17 protein-coding genes are annotated in these 20851 nt (G+C 67.3%); 13 read left to right on the forward strand and 4 right to left on the reverse strand.

The genetic code is table 11. The features are described from left to right. The first annotated feature begins 368 nt into the window (after nucleotides 1-368). The 9 genes from nirB (at nucleotide 369) to AC23D4_RS08210 (ending at nucleotide 10856) form a co-directional block, all read left to right on the forward strand. Entirely contained in the window at nucleotides 369-2831 is a 2463-nt protein-coding gene (gene nirB / locus AC23D4_RS08170; protein WP_472889950.1) for a nitrite reductase large subunit NirB, read from the forward strand. A gap of 11 nt (nucleotides 2832-2842) precedes the next feature. After that, complete coding sequence (locus AC23D4_RS08175; protein ID WP_472889951.1) at nucleotides 2843-3628, forward strand: type IV pili methyl-accepting chemotaxis transducer N-terminal domain-containing protein; 786 nt, start codon at nucleotides 2843-2845, stop codon at nucleotides 3626-3628. Nucleotides 3629-3638: 10 nt separating this feature from the next. Further along, nucleotides 3639-4022 (forward strand): nitrite reductase small subunit NirD, encoded by a 384-nt coding sequence (gene nirD / locus AC23D4_RS08180; protein WP_472889952.1) that lies wholly within the window; start codon nucleotides 3639-3641, stop codon nucleotides 4020-4022. A 2-nt stretch (nucleotides 4023-4024) separates the two neighbouring features. Further along, nucleotides 4025-6814 carry a nitrate reductase gene (locus tag AC23D4_RS08185; protein WP_487623721.1) on the forward strand — a complete coding sequence of 930 codons (2790 nt, stop codon included), beginning with the start codon at nucleotides 4025-4027 and terminating at the stop codon, nucleotides 6812-6814. A 60-nt stretch (nucleotides 6815-6874) separates the two neighbouring features. Then, on the forward strand, nucleotides 6875-7831 hold the full coding sequence (gene ybiB, locus AC23D4_RS08190) for a DNA-binding protein YbiB (protein WP_472889954.1): 957 nt from the start codon (nucleotides 6875-6877) through the stop codon (nucleotides 7829-7831). Next, on the forward strand, nucleotides 7828-8655 hold the full coding sequence (gene cobA, locus AC23D4_RS08195; RefSeq protein ID WP_472889955.1) for a uroporphyrinogen-III C-methyltransferase: 828 nt from the start codon (nucleotides 7828-7830) through the stop codon (nucleotides 8653-8655). The genes ybiB and cobA overlap by 4 nt, the downstream gene beginning before the upstream one ends. A 31-nt stretch (nucleotides 8656-8686) precedes the next feature. After that, nucleotides 8687-9907 (forward strand): BaiN/RdsA family NAD(P)/FAD-dependent oxidoreductase, encoded by a 1221-nt coding sequence (locus AC23D4_RS08200; RefSeq protein ID WP_472889956.1) that lies wholly within the window; start codon nucleotides 8687-8689, stop codon nucleotides 9905-9907. Between the two features lie 192 nt (nucleotides 9908-10099). After that, nucleotides 10100-10312, forward strand: coding sequence for a 30S ribosomal protein S21 (gene rpsU, locus AC23D4_RS08205; RefSeq protein WP_007872347.1), 213 nt, complete (start codon nucleotides 10100-10102; stop codon nucleotides 10310-10312). 97 nt (nucleotides 10313-10409) lie between these two features. After that, nucleotides 10410-10856 carry a GatB/YqeY domain-containing protein gene (locus tag AC23D4_RS08210; RefSeq protein WP_472889957.1) on the forward strand — a complete coding sequence of 149 codons (447 nt, stop codon included), beginning with the start codon at nucleotides 10410-10412 and terminating at the stop codon, nucleotides 10854-10856. A 141-nt stretch (nucleotides 10857-10997) separates the two neighbouring features. Here the strand turns inward: AC23D4_RS08210 and pmbA are convergent, their stop codons facing one another. After that, nucleotides 10998-12434, reverse strand: coding sequence for a metalloprotease PmbA (gene pmbA / locus AC23D4_RS08215; protein WP_472889958.1), 1437 nt, complete (start codon nucleotides 12432-12434; stop codon nucleotides 10998-11000). A 72-nt stretch (nucleotides 12435-12506) separates the two neighbouring features. Here pmbA and yjgA point away from each other — a divergent pair, with 72 nt between their 5' ends. The 3 genes from yjgA to AC23D4_RS08230 all read left to right on the forward strand — a co-directional run bounded on the left by yjgA (nucleotide 12507) and on the right by AC23D4_RS08230 (nucleotide 14344). Continuing rightward, nucleotides 12507-13166, forward strand: a complete 660-nt coding sequence (gene yjgA / locus AC23D4_RS08220) for a ribosome biogenesis factor YjgA (protein ID WP_472889959.1) — start codon at nucleotides 12507-12509, stop codon at nucleotides 13164-13166. 3 nt (nucleotides 13167-13169) lie between these two features. Beyond that, nucleotides 13170-13751, forward strand: coding sequence for a molybdopterin adenylyltransferase (gene mog / locus AC23D4_RS08225; RefSeq protein WP_472889960.1), 582 nt, complete (start codon nucleotides 13170-13172; stop codon nucleotides 13749-13751). A 116-nt stretch (nucleotides 13752-13867) separates the two neighbouring features. Further along, complete coding sequence (locus tag AC23D4_RS08230) at nucleotides 13868-14344, forward strand: FKBP-type peptidyl-prolyl cis-trans isomerase (RefSeq protein WP_472889961.1); 477 nt, start codon at nucleotides 13868-13870, stop codon at nucleotides 14342-14344. A gap of 185 nt (nucleotides 14345-14529) precedes the next feature. Here AC23D4_RS08230 and cysE read toward each other — a convergent pair whose 3' ends face one another. Both cysE and AC23D4_RS08240 read right to left on the reverse strand, forming a co-directional pair. Beyond that, nucleotides 14530-15303 carry a serine O-acetyltransferase gene (gene cysE / locus AC23D4_RS08235; protein WP_472889962.1) on the reverse strand — a complete coding sequence of 258 codons (774 nt, stop codon included), beginning with the start codon at nucleotides 15301-15303 and terminating at the stop codon, nucleotides 14530-14532. A gap of 29 nt (nucleotides 15304-15332) precedes the next feature. After that, on the reverse strand, nucleotides 15333-16169 hold the full coding sequence (locus tag AC23D4_RS08240; RefSeq protein WP_472889963.1) for an RNA methyltransferase: 837 nt from the start codon (nucleotides 16167-16169) through the stop codon (nucleotides 15333-15335). Between the two features lie 237 nt (nucleotides 16170-16406). On the opposite strand from AC23D4_RS08240, the gene AC23D4_RS08245 reads away from it, so the two are divergent. Next, nucleotides 16407-17333: an inositol monophosphatase family protein gene (locus AC23D4_RS08245; protein WP_472889964.1), complete on the forward strand. Its 927-nt coding sequence runs from the start codon at nucleotides 16407-16409 to the stop codon at nucleotides 17331-17333. Nucleotides 17334-17441: 108 nt separating this feature from the next. Here AC23D4_RS08245 and AC23D4_RS08250 read toward each other — a convergent pair whose 3' ends face one another. Then, entirely contained in the window at nucleotides 17442-20705 is a 3264-nt protein-coding gene (locus AC23D4_RS08250; protein WP_472889965.1) for a PAS domain-containing protein, read from the reverse strand. Between the last annotated feature and the right edge of the window lie 146 nt (nucleotides 20706-20851).

Consider the following 20851-nt stretch of genomic DNA (forward strand, 5'->3'; position numbering starts at 1 on the left):
CAGCGCAGAAGTCATATGAATCAAGGACTTGGATAAACCGGAGCGTTGCCCGGACACGGCACACATCATCGCTGCGAGCGCTTCAACGCGCCACCCGCAGAGAGCGCCGGATCATATGGCACAGCTTTTGCATTGTCCGTGGCGAGCGTGACGAAGCGCTCGACCCCGACCGCAGCGTCGTGGGCTCTGCATACAACGACGTGTGCAGCGTGATACCGGTTTTGCAACTAGGCAAGCCCGGCTTTGGCCAACGGCCATCGAATCTGCATTTTCCCCAGACCTTTCCTGGTGCCGCATGGCGCCCGTGCGCCTCTGCGCCGGCCATGGCCTGGACCTCCCTTTTGCGAATCACAACTGGAGTAGCCGCGATGAAAAAATCTAAATTGGTGATGGTGGGCAACGGCATGGCCGGTGTGCGCACGCTTGAAGAGCTGCTGAAGATCGCGCCCGAGTTCTACGACATCACCGTCTTTGGCGCGGAGCCCCACCCGAACTACAACCGCATCCTGCTGTCGCCGGTGCTCGCGGGTGAACAGACGCTGGAAGAGATCGTGCTGAACGACTGGTCCTGGTACACCGACCACGGCATCACCCTGCACGCCGGCTACAAGGTGACCGAAGTGGACCGCATCAAGCGCGTTGTGCACGCGGTCGGCCCCGGCGGCGAGCAGGTGTCGGCCGAATACGACCGCCTGATCATGGCGACCGGCTCCAACCCCTTCATCCTGCCCATCCCCGGCAAAGACCTGGAGGGCGTGCTCGCCTACCGCGACATCGCCGACACCCAGGCCATGATCGACGCGGCCACCACCTACAAACACGCGGTGGTCATCGGCGGCGGCCTGCTGGGTCTGGAAGCGGCCAACGGCCTGATGAAGCGCGGCATGAGCGTGAGCGTGGTGCACGTCGCACCCTGGCTGATGGAGCGCCAGCTTGACGACGTGGCCGGCAAGATGCTGCAGGCTTCGCTGGAAGAGCGCGGCATGAAGTTCCTGATCGGCGCGCAGACACAGGAGCTGGTGGGTGGTGAAGATGGCCGTGTGAAGGCGATCCGTTTCAAGGACGGCACCGAGCTGCCCGCCGACCTGCTGGTGATGGCCGTGGGCATCCGCCCCAACACCGCACTGGCCGAGAGCATGCGCCTGCATGTGAACAAGGGCATCGTGGTGAGCGACACCATGCAGACCGTGACCGACCCGCGCATCTACGCGGTGGGCGAATGCGCGGCCCACCGTGGCATCGCCTACGGCCTGGTGGCGCCGCTGTTCGAGCAGGGCAAGGTGCTGGCCACGCACCTGGCCGAATTCGGCATCGGCCGCTACACCGGCTCGCTCACCTCCACCAAGCTCAAGGTCACAGGCATCGACCTCTTCAGCGCCGGCAACTTCACCGGCGGCGACGACACCGAAGAGATCGTGATGAGCGACCCCTCGGGCGGCGTCTACAAGAAGCTCGTGATCCAGGGCGACAAGCTGATCGGCGCCTGCCTCTACGGCGACACGGTGGACGGCAGCTGGTACTTCAAGCTGCTGCGCGATGGCCGCAGCGTGGCCGACATCCGCGACAAGCTGATGTTTGGCGAGAGCAACATCGGCGACGTGGGCCACCAGGGCCAGAACAAGGCCGCCGCCATGAAGGACAGCGACGAGGTCTGCGGCTGCAACGGCGTGACCAAGGGCACCATCTGCAAGGCGATCCGAGACAAGGGCCTGTTCACCCTGGACGAAGTCAAGAAGCACACCAAAGCCAGCGCGTCGTGTGGCTCGTGCACCGGCCTGGTTGAACAGATCCTGATGTTCACCGCCGGCGGCGACTACTCGGCCACGCCCAAGCTCAAGGCCATGTGCGCCTGCACCGACCACGGCCACGAAGCCGTGCGCGAAGCGATCCGCACGCCGCTGGCCGACGGCAGCAAGCTGCTGACCACCAGCGCCGTGTTCTCGCACCTGGGCTGGAAGACGCCCAACGGCTGCGCCAGCTGCCGCCCGGCCATCAACTACTACCTGATCAGCACCTGGCCCAAGGAGGCGAAGGACGATCCGCAGAGCCGCTACATCAACGAGCGCTCGCACGCCAACATCCAGAAAGACGGCACCTACTCGGTCATCCCGCGCATGTGGGGCGGCGAGACCACGGCCGACGAACTGCGCCGCATCGCCGACGCGGTGGACAAGTACAACATCCCCACCGTCAAGGTCACGGGCGGCCAGCGCATCGACCTGCTGGGCGTGAAGAAGGAAGACCTGGTCAACGTCTGGAAAGACATCGGCATGCCCTCGGGCCACGCCTACGCCAAGGCGCTGCGCACGGTGAAGACCTGCGTGGGCAGCGAGTGGTGCCGCATGGGCACGCAGGACAGCACGCAGATGGGCAAGGACCTGGAGAAAGCCATGTGGCGCATGTACGCGCCGCACAAGGTGAAGTTCGCCGTGTCGGGCTGCCCGCGCAACTGCGCCGAGGCCGGCATCAAGGACGTCGGCATCATCGGCGTGGACTCGGGCTGGGAGATGTACGTGGCCGGCAACGGCGGCATCAAGACCGAGGTGGCGCACTTCTTCGTGAAGCTCAAGACCGCCGAAGAGGTGATGGAGTACACCGGCGCCTTCATGGAGCTGTACCGCACCGAAGGCTGGTACCTCGAACGCACGGTGCACTACATCAACCGCGTGGGGCTGGACTACGTGAAGAAGCGCATCCTCGACGACGCCGCGGGCCGCAAGGCGCTGTGGGAGCGCCTGCAGTTCGCGCTCGACGGTGAACCCGATCCCTGGTTCGACTTCAAGGAAGCGGCCGTGGACACGCGCCAGTTCATCCCGCTCGTGCCCGCCTGAGGACCGTCGCCATGCAACGCCGACACCTGATGATCCTGGCCGCAGCAGCGGCCACCACCCCGGGCGTGCAGGCCCAGGTGGTGGACCTCAACGACGCCATCAACAAGGCCGGCCGCCAGCGCATGCTTTCGCAGCGCATGGGCAAGGCCTGGCTGGCCCTGGTGCACAAGACCCAAAGCGCCAACGCACAGGCGGTGCTCGACAAGTCGATGGCGCTGTTCGACCGCCAGCTGGTCGAGCTCAAGGCCTACGCGCCCTCGAACGACATCCGCGACACCTACATCCAGCTCGAAGGCGCGTGGAGCGACTACAAGACCGCGCTCGTGGGCGCCGCGCCGGGCAAGCCGGGCGCAGCCGCCGTGCTGCAGGCCGATGCCCGCGTGCTGGCGCTGGCCCACCAGGGCACGTTGCAGTACGAAGCCGCCTCGGGCCGCCCGGTGGGCAAGCTGGTCAACGTGGCCGGTCGCCAGCGCATGCTCTCGCAGCGCATGGCCAAGTTCTACTTCGCCGCCACGCTGCCGGTGGAGGCCCAGACCGCCACCACCGAAATCGGCAAGGCCCGCACCGAGTTCCTGAGCGCCATGGACCTGCTGCGCAACGCCCCCGAGGCAACCAGCCGCATCCGCGACGAACTGGCGCTGGCCGATGGCCAGTGGTTCTTTCTCGACCAGGCCCTGCAGCGCATGCAGAGCTCGGGCGCCGCCGCCAAACCTTTGTCCGACGTGTTCGTGACGAGTGAAAACCTGCTGAGCGTGATGGACCGTGTGACCGGTCTGTACGCCGCCATCAAAACCTGAGGACCCCGACATGAACCCATGGAAAGCCATCTGCCGCGTTGAAGACATCCCCGTGCTCGGTTCGCGCCGCGTGGCGCGCGACCAGGGCCTCGATGTCGCCGTGTTCCGCAACGACAAAGACGAGGTGTTCGCCCTGCTCGACCGTTGCCCGCACAAGGGCGGCCCGCTCTCACAGGGCATCGTCTTCGGCACCAGCGTGGCCTGCCCGCTGCACAACTGGACCATCGGCCTGTGCACCGGCCAGGCCGCCGCGCCGGACGAAGGCTGCACGCCGAAGTTCACCGTGAAGGTGGAAAACGGCCAGGTGTTCCTGGACGCGAACGAACTGGCCACACAAGCCACCGATCAAACCCGCCCCATCGCTGGTCCGGCGAGACGCACCACCTGCGCATGACCATGAGCACGTCCATCACCCGATCTACCTGCCCCTACTGTGGTGTGGGCTGTGGTGTGCTCATCGAAACCGAGGGGCAGCAGATCACCGGCGTGCGCGGTGACCCGGACCACCCGGCGAACTTCGGCAAGCTCTGCACCAAGGGCACGACGCTGCACCTCACGGCAACGCCCGAGCTGACGCGCCAGACCCGCCTGCTGCAGCCGCTGCAGCGTCTGTCGCGCAACGCCTCGCCCACACCGCTGAGCTGGGACGCGGCGCTGGACCTGGCCACCGACCGCTTTGCGAAAACCATCGCCACGCACGGCCCCGACGCCGTGGGCTTCTACATCAGCGGCCAGCTGCTGACCGAGGACTACTACGTCTTCAACAAGCTGGCCAAGGGCCTGATCGGCACCAACAACGTGGACACCAACTCGCGCCTGTGCATGAGCAGCGCGGTGGCCGGCTACAAGCTCACCTTGGGCGCCGACGCGCCACCCGCCTGCTACGACGACGTGAACCACGCCGCCTGCCTGTTCATCGTCGGCAGCAACGCGGCGTATGCGCACCCGGTGCTGTTCCGCCGCATCGAGGAAGCGAAGAAAAAGAACCCGGCCATGAAAGTGATCGTGGCCGACCCGCGCCGCACCGACACCGCCGAGCTGGCCGACCTGTTCCTGCCCATCCAGCCCGGCAGCGACGTGATGCTGTTCCACGGCCTGCTGCACATCATGTTGTGGGAAGGCTGGATCAAGGCCGATTACATCGCGGCACACACCAACGGCTTTGACGCACTCAAGGCGCTGGTGCGCGAATGCACGCCCGAGCGCGTGGCCGAGGTGTGCGGCCTGCGCAAAGAAGACATCTACACCGCAGCGCAGTGGTTCGCCACCTCGCACGCCACGCTCAGCCTCTACTGCCAGGGCCTGAACCAGAGCAGCAGCGGCACCGCGAAAAACGCCACCCTGATCAACCTGCACCTGGCCACCGGCCAGATCGGCAAACCCGGCGCCGGCCCCTTCAGCCTGACCGGCCAGCCCAACGCCATGGGCGGACGCGAAGTGGGTGGCCTGGCCAACCTGCTCTCGGCCCACCGCGACATGGCCAACCCCGCGCACCGCGCCGAAGTGGCCGCGCTCTGGGGCGTGGCCGATGTGCCGTCCCAGCCGGGCAAGACCGCGGTCGAAATGTTCCAGGCCGCGGCCGACGGCGAGATCAAGGCGCTGTGGATCGCCTGCACCAACCCGGCGCAGTCCATGCCCGACCAGGCCACCGTGCGCCGCGCGCTGGAGCGAGCCGAGTTCGTCGTGGTGCAGGAGGCCTACACGAGCGCCGCCACCTGCGACTGGGCCGACCTGCTGCTGCCCGCCACCACCTGGGGCGAGAAGGAAGGCACCGTCACCAACAGCGAACGCCGCATCAGCCGCGTGCGCGCCGCCGTGCCCGCACCCGGTGAAGCCCGGCACGACTGGCGCATCGTGGTGGACTTTGCGCAGCGGCTCGAAACCAGGCTGCGCCCCGGCCAGCCCACGCTCTTCCCCTACCCCGACGCCGAATCCATCTGGCTCGAACACCGCGCGTCCACCCGCGGCCGCGACCTCGACATCACCGGCCTCTCCTGGCCGATGCTGGACGCGCAAGGCCCGCAGCAATGGCCACTGCGCGAGGGCGAGACGCAAGGAAAAGTCCGCCTCTACGCCAATGGCATCTTCCCCACCGCCGACGGCAAAGCCCGTTTCGCCGCCCTGCCCTGGCAACCGCTGGCCGAGCCGCGCGATTCGCGCTACCCGTTCTCGCTCACCACCGGCCGCCTGCGCGACCAGTGGCACGGCATGACGCGCACCGGCACGCTGGGCCGCCTGTTCGGCCACGTGGCCGAGCCTGCGGTGGACATGAACCCGCAGGACATGGATCGCCGAGGCCTGAAAGAAGGCGACCTCGTGCACGTCACCAGCAAGCGCGGCTCCATCGTGCTGCCGGTGCAGGCCAGCAAAGAAACCGGTCTGTCGCAGGCCTTCATCGCCATGCACTGGGGCGCGGAATACCTGAGCGGGCGCAGCAGCATGGGCGAGCCGCTGGCGGGCGTGAACGCGCTCACCACATCGGCCCACTGCCCGACGTCGAAACAACCCGAACTCAAGCACGCGGCGGTCAAGATCCTCAAGGCCGAGCTGCCCTGGAACCTGCTGGCCGTGGCCTGGTTGCCGGCCGACCGCGCGCTCGCCGTGCAGACCGAACTGCGCGCGCTCATGCCCTCGTTCGAGTTCGCGTCTTGTGTGCCGTTTGGCCGCGAGCGCACCGGCGTGCTGTTCCGCGCCGCGGCGCACGAGGCACCCGAAGCCGCAGTGATCGAACGCATCGAAGCCCTGCTCGGCCTGGGCGGCACCGACGCGCTGCGCTACGTGGACAAACGCCTGGGGCAGCGCCGCACCGCTCGCCTGCTGCGTACCGAAGGCGCCACCCGGCTCGAAGGTTTCGTGCTCGCGGGCGACGTGCGCGCCGAAGCCTGGATCAAACCCCTGCTGCAGGACGAGCTGCCAGCCGAGGCCTACGGCCGCCTGCTGCTGATGCCCGGCGCCAAGGCGCCGGTGGCGGTGGTGGCCCGGGGCAAACAGGTCTGCACCTGTTTCAACGTGAGCGAAGACGACATCGGCGCGCAGCTGCAGACCAGCCGCGGCAGCGACGACCAGCGCCTGGCCGCGCTGCAGAGCGGGCTCAAGTGCGGCACCAACTGCGGCTCCTGCATCCCCGAGTTGCGGCGCCTGGTGCGCGCCCACCCGGCGACCGGGCATGTGCTGCAGGTGGCCTGAACCCCACGGACAGCCTGCATATAACCCGAAGTCATCAGGCTTGCCGGACAATCGCCCAACATGAGCATCAGCCACTACATCAAGGACATCGGTCGCGGCAAGGACGGCGCGCGCGCGCTCCAGCGCGAGCCGGCCACCGACCTGCTGGGCCAGGTGCTCGACGGCACGGTGACCGACCTCGAAATCGGCGGTTTCTGCCTCGCCATGCGCATCAAGGGCGAGACACCGCAGGAGATGGCCGGCTTCCTCGACGCCACGCACGCGCGCCTGCAGCGCGTGCCGGACAACGGCCTCACCACCGTGGTGCTGCCGAGCTACAACGGTGCGCGCAAGCTGCCGGTGCTCACACCCCTGCTGGCCCTGCTGCTGGCGCGCCGCGGCGCGCCGGTGCTGGTGCACGGCACGGCCACCGAAGACCGCCGCGTCACCAGCGAGGCCGTGTTCGCGGCGCTGGGCATCGCAGCGGCGCGCCGCGTGCCCCCGCTCGGTGCGGGCGAACTGGCTTTTGTGCCCACCGAGGTGCTGTTGCCCGGCCTCAAGCGCCTGCTCGACGTGCGCCGCGCCGTCGGCCTGCGCAACCCGGCGCACAGCCTGGTCAAGCTCATGAACCCGTGCCAAGGCCGGGCGCTGATCGTGGGCAGCTACACCCATCCCGAATACGCGGTCTCCATGGCACAGACCTTTGCCCTGACCGGTGCGCACGCGCTGCTGTTGCGCGGCACCGAGGGCGAGCCGGTGGCCGATGCGCGCCGCACGCCGCAGATGGAAGCCTTCCGAGACTGGCAGCGCCACCTGCTGCAGCCCGCGCAGGAAGGCCCTCTGGCCAGCCTGCCCGATCTGCCGCGCGAAGTGGATGCGGCGAGCACCTCGGCCTACATCCGCTCGGTGCTCGACGGCGAACGCCCTGTGCCCGCTCCCATCGCGCTGCAGGTGGAACACATCTTGCGAGAAGTGCAGCGTCAGCCCACAACACAGACCACCGAGACAACGGCCGTTCCAGCCGTCAGCCCACCATGAACATGCCCGCCACCGTCATCGCCTCCACCACCCGGTTCAACCCCGGCACCGTCACGCTCGTCGGCGCCGGCCCGGGTGACCCGGAACTGCTCACCCTCAAGGCCGCGCGTGCCATCGGCGCCGCCACCGTGTTGCTGGTGGACGATCTGGTCAGCGACGCGGTGCTGGAGCACGCGTCGCCCAAGGCGCGCATCGTGCACGTGGGCAAGCGCGGTGGCTGCAAGAGCACGCCGCAGGCCTTCATCGAAAAGCTCATGATCCTGGCCGCGCGCGAAGGCGAGGTGGTGGTGCGCCTCAAGGGCGGCGACCCGTTTATCTTCGGCCGCGGAGGCGAAGAGGTAGAACACCTGCGCGAGCAAGGCATTGAGGTGCAGGTCATCAACGGCATCACCGCCGGCCTGGCCGGCCTGACCTCGCTCGGCGCCCCGCTCACGCACCGCGATCACGCACACGGCGTGGTCTTCATCACCGGCCACGCCAAGCCCGGCATCTCACACGAATCTCGCGGCACCGACTGGCAGCAGCTCGCCGCGACCGCGCGCGATGCCAAGCTCACGCTGGTGATCTACATGGGCGTGTCCAGCGCCGCGGCCATCCAGGCCGACCTGCTGACCGGCCTGCCCGCCAGCACGCCGCTGGCCATCATCCAGCACGCCAGCCTGCCGCAGCAACGCCACGCGCTCACCACGCTGGGCGGACTGCAAACCACCATCGCGCGCGAACAGCTCGGCAGCCCGGCGGTGATCGTGGTCGGCGATGTGGTGCGCGGCGTAGCGGCCCTGGCGCAACCCGAAGCGGCGCCCGCCACCCGCCACGCCGCCTGACAGCGGCTGGCACCCGCATACACTGCGGGCCATGCAACAGTTCGATGTGGTGGTGGTCGGCGCGGGTGCGGCCGGCCTTTTTTGTGCGGGTGTGGCGGGCCAGCGTGGCCTGCGTGTGCTGGTGCTCGACCACAGCGAGAAGGTGGCGGAAAAGATCCGCATCTCGGGCGGCGGCCGCGCCAACTTCACCAACCGCGACATCGACGTGCGCGCGCCGCACAAACACTTCTTGAGCGAGAACCCGAACTTCTGCCGCTCGGCGCTGTCGCGCTACACGCCGGCCGATTTCATCGCGCTGGTGCAGAAACACGGCATCAGCTTCCACGAAAAGCACAAGGGCCAGCTGTTCTGCGACCGCTCGGCCGAGGACCTGATCGCCCTGCTGCTGGCCGAATGCGAGGCCGGCGGCGTACAACGCTGGCAGCCCTGCGGCGTGAAAGCCCTGCGTGTGGCGGACGACGGCTCCTACGACCTCGACACCGAGCGTGGCCCCGTGTCGAGCCGGGCGGTCGTGATCGCCACCGGCGGTCTGTCCATTCCCAAGATCGGCGCCACCGACTTCGGCTACCGGGTCGCGAAGCAGTTCGGCCTGCGCACCGTCGAGCCACGCCCCGGCCTGGTGCCGCTGACCTTTGACGGCGAAGCCTGGGCACCCTACGCGCTGCTCGCCGGGCTGTCGCTGCCGGTGTTGATCGAGACCGGCGACAAGAAAAACCGGATCAGCTTCGCCGAAGACCTGCTGTTCACCCACCGCGGCCTCTCGGGCCCGGCCGTGCTGCAGATCTCCAGCTACTGGCGCGAAGGCACGCCGATCCGCATCAACCTGGCGCCCGAGGTGGACCTGCCCGCGGCGCTGGCGCGCGCCAAGGCCACGTCACGCAAGCTGATCACCAACGAGCTGGCCACGCTGGTGCCCAGCCGCCTGGCGGATGCCTGGGTGGCGCAGGACAAGGACTGGCAGCGCCCCATCAGCGAAGCCTCGGACAAGGCCCTGGCCCGGCTGGCTGAGCGCCTGGCGCGCTGGGAACTCGTGCCCACCGGCAGCGAGGGGTACAAGAAGGCCGAGGTCACGCTGGGTGGGGTGGACACGCGCGACCTCTCCTCCCAGACCATGGAATCGAAACAACCCGGCTTGTATTTCATCGGCGAGGTCGTGGACGTGACCGGCTGGCTCGGCGGCTACAACTTCCAGTGGGCCTGGGCCAGTGCCCACGCCTGCGCTGTGGCCATTTGTGAACAGAAAACCAGCTGAAGCCGGCCGTTGACGCCCCGGGAAAGCAGCAAAGGGCTGGAAAATCGGCTAGACAAGGCTATAATCCAAGGCTTTGCTGGCAAACCTCCGTCGGCCAATACTAGTTAACAGGCGGGGGAACTTTGCAGAAACGACGTCTGGGCCCGATCTCCTGGTCATCCTCTTTCTGTGCAATCTGGAATTTCTTCTTCAATGACGACCATCCGTGTAAAAGACAACGAGCCCTTTGACGTCGCTCTGCGTCGCTTCAAGCGCACCATCGAAAAACTCGGTCTGCTGACCGACCTGCGTGCCCGCGAGTTCTACGAAAAGCCCACCGCCGAGCGCAAGCGCAAGAAAGCTGCTGCCGTCAAGCGCAACTACAAGCGCATCCGCTCGATGCAGCTGCCCAAGAAGCTGTACTGATCGCTTCCCGGGTTCGCCCCGGACGCAGCAAAAGCCCGCTGGAGGACGCTCAGGCGGGCTTTTTTCGTTTTCTGCCCTCTCTTTCAAAGGATTTCCCATGAGTCTCAAGGACCAGATCACCGAAGACATGAAGAACGCCATGCGCGCCAAGGACAGCGAGCGCCTGGGTACCATCCGCCTGCTGACGGCGGCGATGAAGCAGAAGGAAGTGGACGAACGTGTGGTGCTGGACGACACCATGGTCATCGCCATCGTCGACAAGCTGATCAAGCAGCGCAAGGACAGCATCGAAGCCTTCACCAAGGCCGACCGCATGGACCTGGCCGACAAGGAAAGCGCCGAAATGAAGGTGCTGCAGGCCTACCTGCCGGCGCGCCTGTCGGCCGACGAGGTCGCCGCCGAGGTCAAGGCCATCGTGGCCGAACTGGGCGCCACCGGCCCCGGCGACATGGGCAAGGTCATGGGCGCGGTCAAGACCCGCCTGGCCGGCAAGGCCGACATGGGTCAGGTCTCGGCCGCCGTGAAGGCAGCCCTGGCTGGCTGAGTCTCGCCCGCCCGGCCCCGGGACATCGGCAACCCGGCCGGAGCGAAGGGCCTCCCTCCCAGAGCGCGGCGGAACCGGCTTCGCCGGGCCGCATCGCGCTGCCCCCTTGAGGGGGTCGCGCGCGGCGCGGCGGGGGTGGGCCTAGCTCCCAGCGACTTTCATTCGATTGATGAGGATCGAGCCCACGGTCTTGGCACCGTAGTTGTAGGCGTCGGCGCCCACGGCCTCGATGCCCTGGAACATGTCCTTCAGGTTGCCGGCGATGGTGATCTCGTGCACCGGGTAGGCAATTTCGCCGTTTTCCACCCAGTAGCCGGAGGCGCCACGCGAATAGTCGCCGGTCACGTAGTTCACGCCCTGCCCCATCAGCTCGGTGACGAACAGGCCGCGGCCCAGCTTCTTGATCATGGCCTTGAGGTCGTCGCCGGGCTGGGTCAGGCGGCTGGTGAGCACGAGGTTGTGCGAGCCGCCCGCGTTGCCGGTGGTGCGCATGCCGAGCTTGCGCGCCGAGTAGGTGGAGAGAAAGTAGCCCAGCACCTTGCCGGCGCTGAGCACCTTGCGTTTCTGCGTGCGCACGCCTTCGTCGTCGAACGGTGCGCTGCCCTTGCCGTTGATGACATGCGGGTCTTCGACAATGTCGAGGTGTCTGGCCATCACGCGTTTGCCCAGGCTGTCGGCCAGGAAGGTCGTCTTGCGGTAGAGCGCACCGCCGCTGGTGGCCTGTACATAGCCGCCCAGCAGGCCCGCAGCCAGCGGCGACTCGAACAACACCGGGCATTCGGTGGTGGCGATCTTGCGGCCGTTCAGCCGCGCCAGCGCGCGCTCGGCGGCGTAGCGGCCCACGGCCTGCGGGCTGGCCAGGTCTTCGGGCGCGCGCATCGAGCTGTACCAGTGGTCGCGCTGCATGTTGGCGCCCTTGCCGGCGATGGGCGCCACCGACAGGCTGTGGCGCGAGCTGGCGTAGCCGCCGCTGAAGATGCCGGGCTGGCCGCGCTCGCCACCGCGCATGTGGGCGGTGAAAAAGTGCGACTGCTGGGCCGACACGCCGGCGCCTTCGCTGTTGCTGATTTTCTTGCTGGTGGCGAAGGCCGCGGCCTCGCATTCGAGCGCGATGCGCAGCGCATCTTCGGAGTTGATCGCCCAGGGGTGGAACAGGTCCAGGTCGGGGTAGCTGTCGGCGATGTCTTCAGGGTCGGGCAGGCCGGCCACCGGGTCTTCGGCGGTGAAGCGCGCAATGTCGTAGGCCGCCTGCACCGTCTGGCGGATCGCGTCGGGCGAAAAATCGGAGGTGGACGCATTGCCGCGCTTCTGCCCCAGGTAGACGGTCACGCCGAGCGACTTGTCGCGGTTGCGCTCCACGTTCTCCAGCTCGCCCTTGCGCACGCTCACGCTCAAGCCCGCCCCTTCGGACACCTCGGCGCCCGCGTCAGAGGCACCCAGCTTTTTGGCGTGCCCAAGCGCCATGTCGACCAGTTCCTCGAACTGGCTCCGGGCGTACTGGAAGCCCGCGAGCGGCTGGCTGGCATGGGCGGCGGAAGAAGAAAGGGCTTGGGACGGGGTGTTGGGGGCTTTTTTCATGTCGACGGCTATGATACTTGCCGCCCCCTCTGGCTGCTGCAGGCCCTGCACAAGCCCATTTGAAGAAACCCGATGTCCCGCAAACCCACCAAAGGCTATTTCGTCCGTGGCCAGTTCGTTGCCGAGGGCAGCGAACTCGACCTGGAGCTCAAACGCGAGCTCAAGGGTTCGGTCGACATGAGCAAGACCGACCTGAAGAAAGAAAGCGACCGCCTCCAGTTGCTCGGCGAAAACCTGCTCACGCTCAACGCCGGCCTGATGACGCGCCTGATCGAAAACAACGGTCTGCCCGAGAAGCTGGTGGATGCCGTGGCCGATGCCAAACGCATCACCAACTTCGAAGGCCGGCGCCGCCAGATGCAGTTCATCGGCAAGCTCATGCGCAAGCTCGACGAAGCCACCGTGGCCGCCATCGAAGCCGCCATGGAAGAACAGCGCAAGCCTTCGGCCCAGGCCACGCTCGCGCTGCACCAGGCCGAACAGTGGCGCGACAAACTCGTGGCCGACGACGATGCGCTCACGCGCTGGCTGGAGCAAGACCCGGCGGCCGACGTGCAGCACCTGCGCGCCCTGATCCGCCAGGCCCGCAAGGATGCACAGGCCGTGACCGAGCGGCCGGGCGAAGCCCTGCGCCACGGCAAGGCCTACCGCGATATTTTCCAGATCGTGCGCACCGCCCTCACGCCCGCCGACGAATCGGCGGACGGCGCCGACGACACCCAGGAAGACTGATCCATGAGCCACAACCTCACCCACGATCCGGTGCGCATCGGCATCGTTTCCATCAGCGACCGCGCCAGCAGCGGCGTGTACGAAGACAAGGGCTTGCCCGCGCTGCAGGACTGGCTCACGCGTGCCTTGAAAAACCCGATCACGTTCGAACCGCGCTTGATCCCCGACGAACAGGCCATCATCAGCGCGACGCTGATCGAGCTGGTGGATGCCGGCTGCGCGCTCGTGCTCACCACCGGCGGCACCGGCCCGGCCAAACGCGACGTGACGCCTGAGGCCACGCTGGCTGTGGCGCACAAAGAGATGCCCGGCTTTGGCGAGCAGATGCGCCAGATCAGCCTGGCCTTCGTGCCCACCGCCATCCTGTCGCGCCAGGTGGCCGTGATCCGCGACCAGAGCCTGATCATCAACCTGCCGGGGCAGCCCAAGGCAATTGCTGAAACACTTGAAGGCCTGAAGAACGCCGACGGCACGCCCAAGGTCAACGGCATCTTCACCGCCGTGCCCTATTGCATCGACCTGATCGAAGGGCCTTACCTCGAAACGAACGACGAGGTCATCAAGGCCTGGCGACCGAAACGGTAACCCCCCCTGCGCCGCTTCGCGTCTTCCCCCCCCCCCGGTGGGGGGACGCACCTGGTGGCCCGGCAAAGCCGGTTCCACGGGTGCCCCCGGTAATGCACCTCACTCCGAGACCCCTCATGAAAATCACCAAAGACACCGTCGTCACCATCACCTTCCGCGCCACCGATGCACAAGGCAAGCTGCTGGAAGACGGCAAGGAGCCGCGCGCCTATCTGCACGGCGGCTACAACAACACGCTGCCCGGCATCGAGAAGGCGCTGGAAGGCCAGGACATCGGTTTCTCGGCGCAACTGGTGCTCCCGCCAGAGGACGCCTTTGGTGTGCGTGATGAAAGCCTGGCCACCACGATTCCCAAGAGCGAATTCCCGCCCGGCGTGAAGGTCGGCGGGCAGCTGCAGGGGCATGATGATCAGGGCAACCAGCAGGTGTTCACGGTCATGAAGATCAAGGGCGACACCGTGCACCTGGACGGCAACCACCCGCTGGCCGGGCAGACGCTGCGCTTCGCGGTCAAGGTGGTCGATGTGCAGCCGGCTTCAGCCGAGGAGGTCGCCCACGGCCATGCTCATGGTGCCCACGGGCATCACCACTGACCCACCCTCGCACCAGCCGAAGGACCTTCGCGCGCCCAAGCGCAACCCGTGACCCGGCGCACCGGGTGGCTGACGCAGCGAAGTCAAGGAGGAGGACCGGGCGCAGCCCGGTCCGGGGGACATGAGCGAAGTCGGCCGCCCGGCGCTCCGGGTCACAAGCCAACCAGGCAAAAGCGAGAGGAAGCTTATTTCCCGACCAACTGGTTGAGCTTTTCGGCTTCGAAATGCTCTTCCTTCGCGGCGTCGGGCGGTACGCAGTCGTCACCGCGATGCTCGCAAGCCAGTTGCTCGATGGCCGCCCACAGCAGCGCAATCTGGTGTTCCTGGCTACCGGTCTTGTCGATCAAGCCACGCATCGCCTGCGACAGCGGGTCGTCTTCCTGCGTGATGCCATAGGCCTGAAACTTCGGGTGCGCTTCGGTCACGTCGGCGCTCTCGCCGGTTTTGCTCGGGATGATGCGCGCCGGAATGCCGACCGCCGTGGCGCCCGCAGGCACCGGCTTGATCACGACCGCGTTGCTGCCGATCTTGGCGCCGTCGCCCACTTCGAACCCCCCCAGCACCTTGGCGCCCGCGCTCACCACCACGTCCTTGCCCAGCGTCGGGTGCCGCTTGGCACCCTTGTAGAGCGAGGTGCCGCCGAGCGTCACGCCCTGGTAGATCGTGCAGCCGTCGCCGATCTCGGCCGTCTCGCCCACCACCGTGCCCATGGCGTGGTCAAAGAACACGCGTTCCCCCAGCACGGCGCCCGGGTGGATCTCGATGCCGGTCAGCCAGCGCGCGATGTGCGAGGTGAAACGCCCCAGCCACTTGAAACCGTGCGTCCAGCACCAGTGCGCCGGGCGGTGCAGCCAGACGGCGTGCAGGCCGGGGTAGCAGGTGATGACCTCCCAGGTGCTGCGCGCCGCGGGGTCGCGATCGAGGATGCACTGGATGTCGGAGCGGAGTCGGGAAAACATGGTTCGGAGGCGAATGACAGACGGTCAGTCTAGCCTGTTTCGCCGCCGGGCCGCCCCAAGGCGGAACAAGCCCCCTCGGGGGGCAGCGACTCGCGAAGCGACGGAGCGTGGGGGTCCTTTTTCGCCTGCGCGGCGGTCTGCAGCATGGCCTTGGCCACACCACGCAGGATGTGGATTTCTTCTTCGGTCGGTGCAGCGCGGTTGAAAAGCTGGTTCAGGCGCGGCATGAGCTTCTTCGGCGCCTCGGGGTCCAGAAAGTCCACCGCCACCAGCGCCTGCTCCAGGTGCTGCAGCATGCCGGCCAGGGCCTTGGCGTCTGCCAGCGGGCGTTCGGGTGCGCTGGCGGGCGGCAGAGCATAACCACCCAGCGCCTGGCGCCAGTCGTAGGCGATCAACTGCACCGCGGCGGCCAGGTTGAGCGAGCCAAACTGCGGATCGGTGGGAATGCTCAGGCAGGTGTGGCAGCGGTACACGTCCTCGTTGCGCATGCCGAAGCGTTCGGAGCCGAAGAGGAAGGCCACGCCGCCGGGGCGGGTGGACGCAGGGGCTTCGGGTGTGCCCAGCAGCGCGGCAAAGTGTTCGCGCGGGTGCCGCGTGGGCGGGCCGAAGTCGCGCGGCGTCATGGCCGTGGCGCACAGGTGCTCGATGCCGTCGAGCGCCTCGTCCAGCGTGTCCACGATGCGCGCCCTGGCCAGCACGTCGTTGGCGCCGCTGGCCCGCTGGATGGTCTCTTCGCGCCGCAAGACGTTGGCCCAACGCGGCGCCACCAGCACCAGGTCGTCAAAACCCATCACCTTCATGGCGCGCGCGGTGCCGCCCACATTGCCGGCGTGGCTGGTCTGGATCAGGATGAATCTCGTCTTCATTTGGAATCCCCCCGCGCCGCTTCGCGTCACCCCCCCCCAGGGGGGCCACACCAGCAGCCTGGCAAAGCCAGTTCTGCGGTGTGTGCTGGGTGGGGCACTTGCTCCGGTGAGGTGTTTGGTGTGTTGAAACGGTAAAATCCCCAATTGTCGCCGCCCCGCATCGCCTGGGGTCCAGCCATTCCCCGCTCTTCCACTGTCACGCGAGCCGCCCAGCGGCCGCGCAAAGGTACACAACCCATGTCGTCCACACTCCACCCCATGCTCAACGTGGCCATCAAGGCCGCTCGCCTTGCCGGCACCATCATCAACCGCGCCGCGCTGGACGTGGAGTCGGTCCGGGTCTCGGCCAAGCAGACCAACGATTTCGTGACCGAAGTCGACCACGCTGCCGAAGCCGCGATCATCGACACCCTGCTCACCGCCTACCCCGACCACGCCATCTGGGCCGAAGAGTCGGGCAAGCGCGAAGGCAAACACGGTGGCGCAGACCATGTCTGGATCATCGACCCGCTGGACGGCACCACCAACTTCATCCACGGCTTCCCGGTCTACTGCGTGAGCATCGCGCTCATGGTGGGCAACAAGCTGGAGCAGGCCGTGGTGTACGACCCGAGCCGCAACGACCTCTTCTGCGCCACGCGCGGTCGCGGCGCCTACATGAACGACCGCCGCATCCGCGTGGCCAAACGCATCGCCATGCGCGACTGCCTGATCTCCACCGGTTTCCCCTTCCGTCCGGGCGACGCCTTTCAGACCTACATGCAGATGCTGGGCGACGTGATGCCCAAGTGCGCAGGCGTGCGCCGCCCGGGCTCGGCCGCGCTCGACCTGGCCTATGTGGCTGCGGGCTTCACCGACGGTTTCTTTGAAATGGGCCTGTCGCCCTGGGACGTGGCCGCAGGCGCGCTGCTGGTGACCGAGGCCGGCGGTCTGGTGGGCAACTTCACCGGCGAAGCCAACTTCCTGGAACAAAAGGAATGCCTGGCCGCCAACCCCAAGATCTACGGCCAGCTGGTGGGCATCACCGGCAAGTACAGCAAGTTCGCCAGCGCCGGCGAAAAGGCCTCGCTGCGCCAGTCCTCGGCGGCGGCCCAGCCCGATGCCGCCGGCGACGACAAGCCCGCCGACGACACGCCCCCCCCGGAGTCCACCGCGCCGTTCTGAGCCTTCTACCGAACGTTGTCCCCCAGGGCACCGCCGGGGCGGCTTTGCCGGTCGGCCAGTGCCGCCCCCTTGAGGGGGTCGCGCGAAGCGCGGCGGGGGTGCTTCACTTCAGGCCAGGGGCAGCGTCCACCAGAAAGTGGCGCCCTGCCCCGTGGTGGATTCGGCCCAGATGCGCCCGCCGTGGCGCTCCAGGGAGCGCGCCACGATCGCCAGCCCCACGCCCGTGCCACCGGGCGCGTCCGCGCCCGTGTGCAGGCGCTGGAACAGGCCAAACAACTTGTTGGCATGGGCCATGTTGAAGCCCATGCCGTTGTCGCGCAGGTAAAACGCCGAACGCCCGGCATCGAAGCCCAGCTCCAGACAGGGTTCGGCGCGGTGGCGGGAGTACTTGAGCGCGTTGTCCACCAGGTTGACCAGCACCTGCCGCAGCAGCGCCGCGTCTCCGAGCACCGCGGGCAGGGGCAACGCACGGATCTGTGCGTGCGGAACGGCCGGCGCGAGGGCTTCCGTCACCGAACGGGCCAGGGCGTTCATGTCCACCGGCACCGCATCGATCTCCACGCGCACCACGCGCAGCAGCTCGAGCATGTCTGAAATCATCTGACCCATGTTGCGCGACGAGTGGGTGATGCGCTCGAACATCTGCCGACCCTCGGGGCTCAGGCGGTCACCGTCCATCTCGGCCACCAGCGCGGCAAAGCCGTTCACCGAGCGCAGCGGTGCTCGCAGGTCGTGGGCGATCGAATACGAGATGGCCTCCATGTCCTTCATGGAGCGCTCCAGCTCGGCGGTGCGTTCGACAACGCGCCGCTCCAGGCTGGCATTGAGGGCCCGCACCTGTTCCTGGGCCGCCACGCGTTCGTTGATGTCCAGGTGCGTGCCCGACATGTACAGCACCTCGCCGTTGGTGCCACGCCGGTGCACACGGCCGCGGTCGTTGATCCAGATCCATTGGCCGTTCTTGTGGCGCATGCGGATGTCGCACTCGTAATACGGCTGTTCATCGCCCCAGTGCCGGTGCAGCACGCGCTCGGCCCGCTCCAGATCCTGCGGGTGCACCAGGCGGCGCCAGGTGTCGAAGGTGGTGGGCAGCAACTCGGCCACGGTGTAGCCCAGCATCTCGGCCCAGCGATCGTTGATCTCCATCGCGCCGGTCTGGACATTGGTCTCCCAGATGCCCGGGCGTGTCGCCTCCAGCACCCACTGCAGGCGCTGGCGTTCGTCGCGCAGGGCCTCTTCGGCCTGCACATAGGACGTGACGTCGGTGTAGGTGCGCACCATGCCTCCCCCGGGCAAGGCCCGCGAGAAGATTTCGAGCACCGCCCCCTGGCGCGTGCGACGCAGATAGGTTTCGGGGGGCATCAACCGCGGCTCCAGCCCCACGAAAGGGCGCAGTGCCCGGTCCAGCAGCTGGAAGTCGCTGCCGAAATCGCCCCGCTCGGCCTGAAACGCAGCCAGTTCGCTGATCCGCGGCTGGGAAGCCAGCAGGGCCTCGGGCAGGTCCAGCAGCTCCAGCATGCGGCGGTTGTAGAACCGCACCCGGCCATCGGCGTCCACCATGGTCAGCCCCTGGCTCATGCTGTCAAAGGTCGCCTGCAACGCCGCGCTCTTTTCGGCCAGCAAGGCACTGGTGGCCTGGAACTGCTCGCGCGCACGCTGGCGCTCGGCGTGACCGCGCCAGGCCAGCACCAGCTGCCGCACCGCGCCCAACAGCGGCTGCAGGAATTCGACATCGGCCTCGCTGTAACCGCCGGGCTGGTTGGCCAGGCCGATCATGGCCACGAGCTGGTCGCCCACCGCCAGCGGAATGCCCAGAAAAGCCGTCATGTCGGGATGCCCAGACGGCAGGCCGCCCGAACGCGGATCGTTGCGTGGGTCGTTGGAGATCACCGTCTCGCCGGTGAGCAGGGCATGGCCGAACAGGGTGCGCGTGTTGCGGAACTCCATACCGGTTTCCACCTGCTCGTCATGCATCCGGCGGGAGCTCTCGTCCCAGGCGATGTTGGTGATGGCGTGCGTCTTCAGGTAGGGCTGATCGTGCATGTCGTGATGCACTTCACCCACGAAACCGTATTCGCTGTGGGTCACCGACAGCAAGGCCGCGAGCAGGGCTTCAAACGCCTGCCGTTTGTCGTCGGCCTCAATGAACGCCTGTTGCGCCTTCCGCACGGCGTCGAGCATGCGGTGCTGGCGCTCCAGCGCCTGCGCCGCGAGCCGCGACTCGGTCACATCCGTGGTGAATCCGTGCCAGAGCGTCGAGCCATCGGCCTCCCACTGTGGCAACGCCTCCACGCTGTACCACCTCAACCCCCGGCTCGGCAGGAGCACGCGGTACACGCCCCGCCAGAAGGTGCGCTCACGGCCCGCCTGCTCCAGCGACATCACCAGGGCCTTTTTGTCCCCAGGGTGCACGCGTGCGAAAAACAGGTTGCCGTCGCGCTTCAGATCCTGGGCATCCAGCTCCAGCAGGTCGACCGCAGCCTGGCTCATGTAAAGGAAACTGCTGCTGCCATCGGGCCGCACCCGGGCCAGAAACAGCACCCCAGGCACGCGGGCCGTGATGTTCTGGATGAATTCGAGCTGGCCCGCCAGGGCCTGGCCGGCCTCCTTCTCGGCCGTGATGTCCTGCACCACGCCGAAATCGGTCTGAGGGTTGCCCGCCACGGCGGTCTGGCTGATGCGCGTGCGCATCCAGCGCCGCTCGCCGTTCGGACATTCCCAGCGGAATTCAACCACCCGCCCGTCCCGCGCCTCGCGCGCCGCGTGCCAGGCCGGCAGGTCGTCCGGGTGGATGCCCCCGCGCCCTTCGATGCGCTGGAGCGTGGGCCTCGGCACCACCCCGGTGATGTCGTACAGCCCCTGCGACCAGATCACCTCCTGGTCATTCTGGGCGTTCGTCCAGTGCCCCGCCCGGGCGAGCTTTTCAACGGCGCCGTGCAATTCCACCTGCTGCTGCAGCTCCAGATTGGCCTGCTGCAGAGCCGTTTCAGCTTCGTGTTCGCGCGAGATCTCGCTCAACACCACCAGCAACAGGGGCTCGGGTGCCACGTCCAGCAAGGTGGACTGCAGTCGCACACGGCGCGTCTGGCCTTGATTGAGGCACAGCATCTGGTGACTCGGACCCACGCTCAGGCCCTCCAGGTACCGCTGGCGGGCGGCCTCGCTCGGCCAATGCCCCAGCGCCACCGTGGTGCGGCCAATCACCTGCTCCCGTGTCAGTCCCACCACGACCAGCCAGGCGTCGTTGACCGCGAGCATGCAGCCATCGCTTGCCCGGCTCAGGCTGGTCGGAAGGGGTGATGCACTGAACACCAGCTCCCAAGGCAAGCTGGCGCTGGGGGGTGTCTCGGGATCGGCGTCGGCGGTAACCATGCGCTGCAATACAAGCTTGGGTGGGGGCGTTCGCACGATTGTGGGGCATCAGAGGGGGCGCCGGTCCGTGAAAAACAGCCTGATAAAGTAGCCGGTTGTCTCTTTCACGCCCCCACGAGCCCGCCTTGAACGCCCCGCTGGACAAA

The sequence above is a fragment of the Hydrogenophaga sp. L76 genome (assembly GCF_057654755.1).

Coding starts and splice junctions, on each gene's coding strand:
- nirB (WP_472889950.1), top strand. CDS start 369: ATGAAAAAATCTAAATTGGTGATGGTGGGCAACGGCATGGCCGGTGTG.
- AC23D4_RS08175 (WP_472889951.1), top strand. CDS start 2,843: ATGCAACGCCGACACCTGATGATCCTGGCCGCAGCAGCGGCCACCACC.
- nirD (WP_472889952.1), top strand. CDS start 3,639: ATGAACCCATGGAAAGCCATCTGCCGCGTTGAAGACATCCCCGTGCTC.
- AC23D4_RS08185 (WP_487623721.1), top strand. CDS start 4,025: ATGAGCACGTCCATCACCCGATCTACCTGCCCCTACTGTGGTGTGGGC.
- ybiB (WP_472889954.1), top strand. CDS start 6,875: ATGAGCATCAGCCACTACATCAAGGACATCGGTCGCGGCAAGGACGGC.
- cobA (WP_472889955.1), top strand. CDS start 7,828: ATGAACATGCCCGCCACCGTCATCGCCTCCACCACCCGGTTCAACCCC.
- AC23D4_RS08200 (WP_472889956.1), top strand. CDS start 8,687: ATGCAACAGTTCGATGTGGTGGTGGTCGGCGCGGGTGCGGCCGGCCTT.
- rpsU (WP_007872347.1), top strand. CDS start 10,100: ATGACGACCATCCGTGTAAAAGACAACGAGCCCTTTGACGTCGCTCTG.
- AC23D4_RS08210 (WP_472889957.1), top strand. CDS start 10,410: ATGAGTCTCAAGGACCAGATCACCGAAGACATGAAGAACGCCATGCGC.
- pmbA (WP_472889958.1), bottom strand. CDS start 12,434: ATGAAAAAAGCCCCCAACACCCCGTCCCAAGCCCTTTCTTCTTCCGCC.
- yjgA (WP_472889959.1), top strand. CDS start 12,507: ATGTCCCGCAAACCCACCAAAGGCTATTTCGTCCGTGGCCAGTTCGTT.
- mog (WP_472889960.1), top strand. CDS start 13,170: ATGAGCCACAACCTCACCCACGATCCGGTGCGCATCGGCATCGTTTCC.
- AC23D4_RS08230 (WP_472889961.1), top strand. CDS start 13,868: ATGAAAATCACCAAAGACACCGTCGTCACCATCACCTTCCGCGCCACC.
- cysE (WP_472889962.1), bottom strand. CDS start 15,303: ATGTTTTCCCGACTCCGCTCCGACATCCAGTGCATCCTCGATCGCGAC.
- AC23D4_RS08240 (WP_472889963.1), bottom strand. CDS start 16,169: ATGAAGACGAGATTCATCCTGATCCAGACCAGCCACGCCGGCAATGTG.
- AC23D4_RS08245 (WP_472889964.1), top strand. CDS start 16,407: ATGTCGTCCACACTCCACCCCATGCTCAACGTGGCCATCAAGGCCGCT.
- AC23D4_RS08250 (WP_472889965.1), bottom strand. CDS start 20,705: ATGGTTACCGCCGACGCCGATCCCGAGACACCCCCCAGCGCCAGCTTG.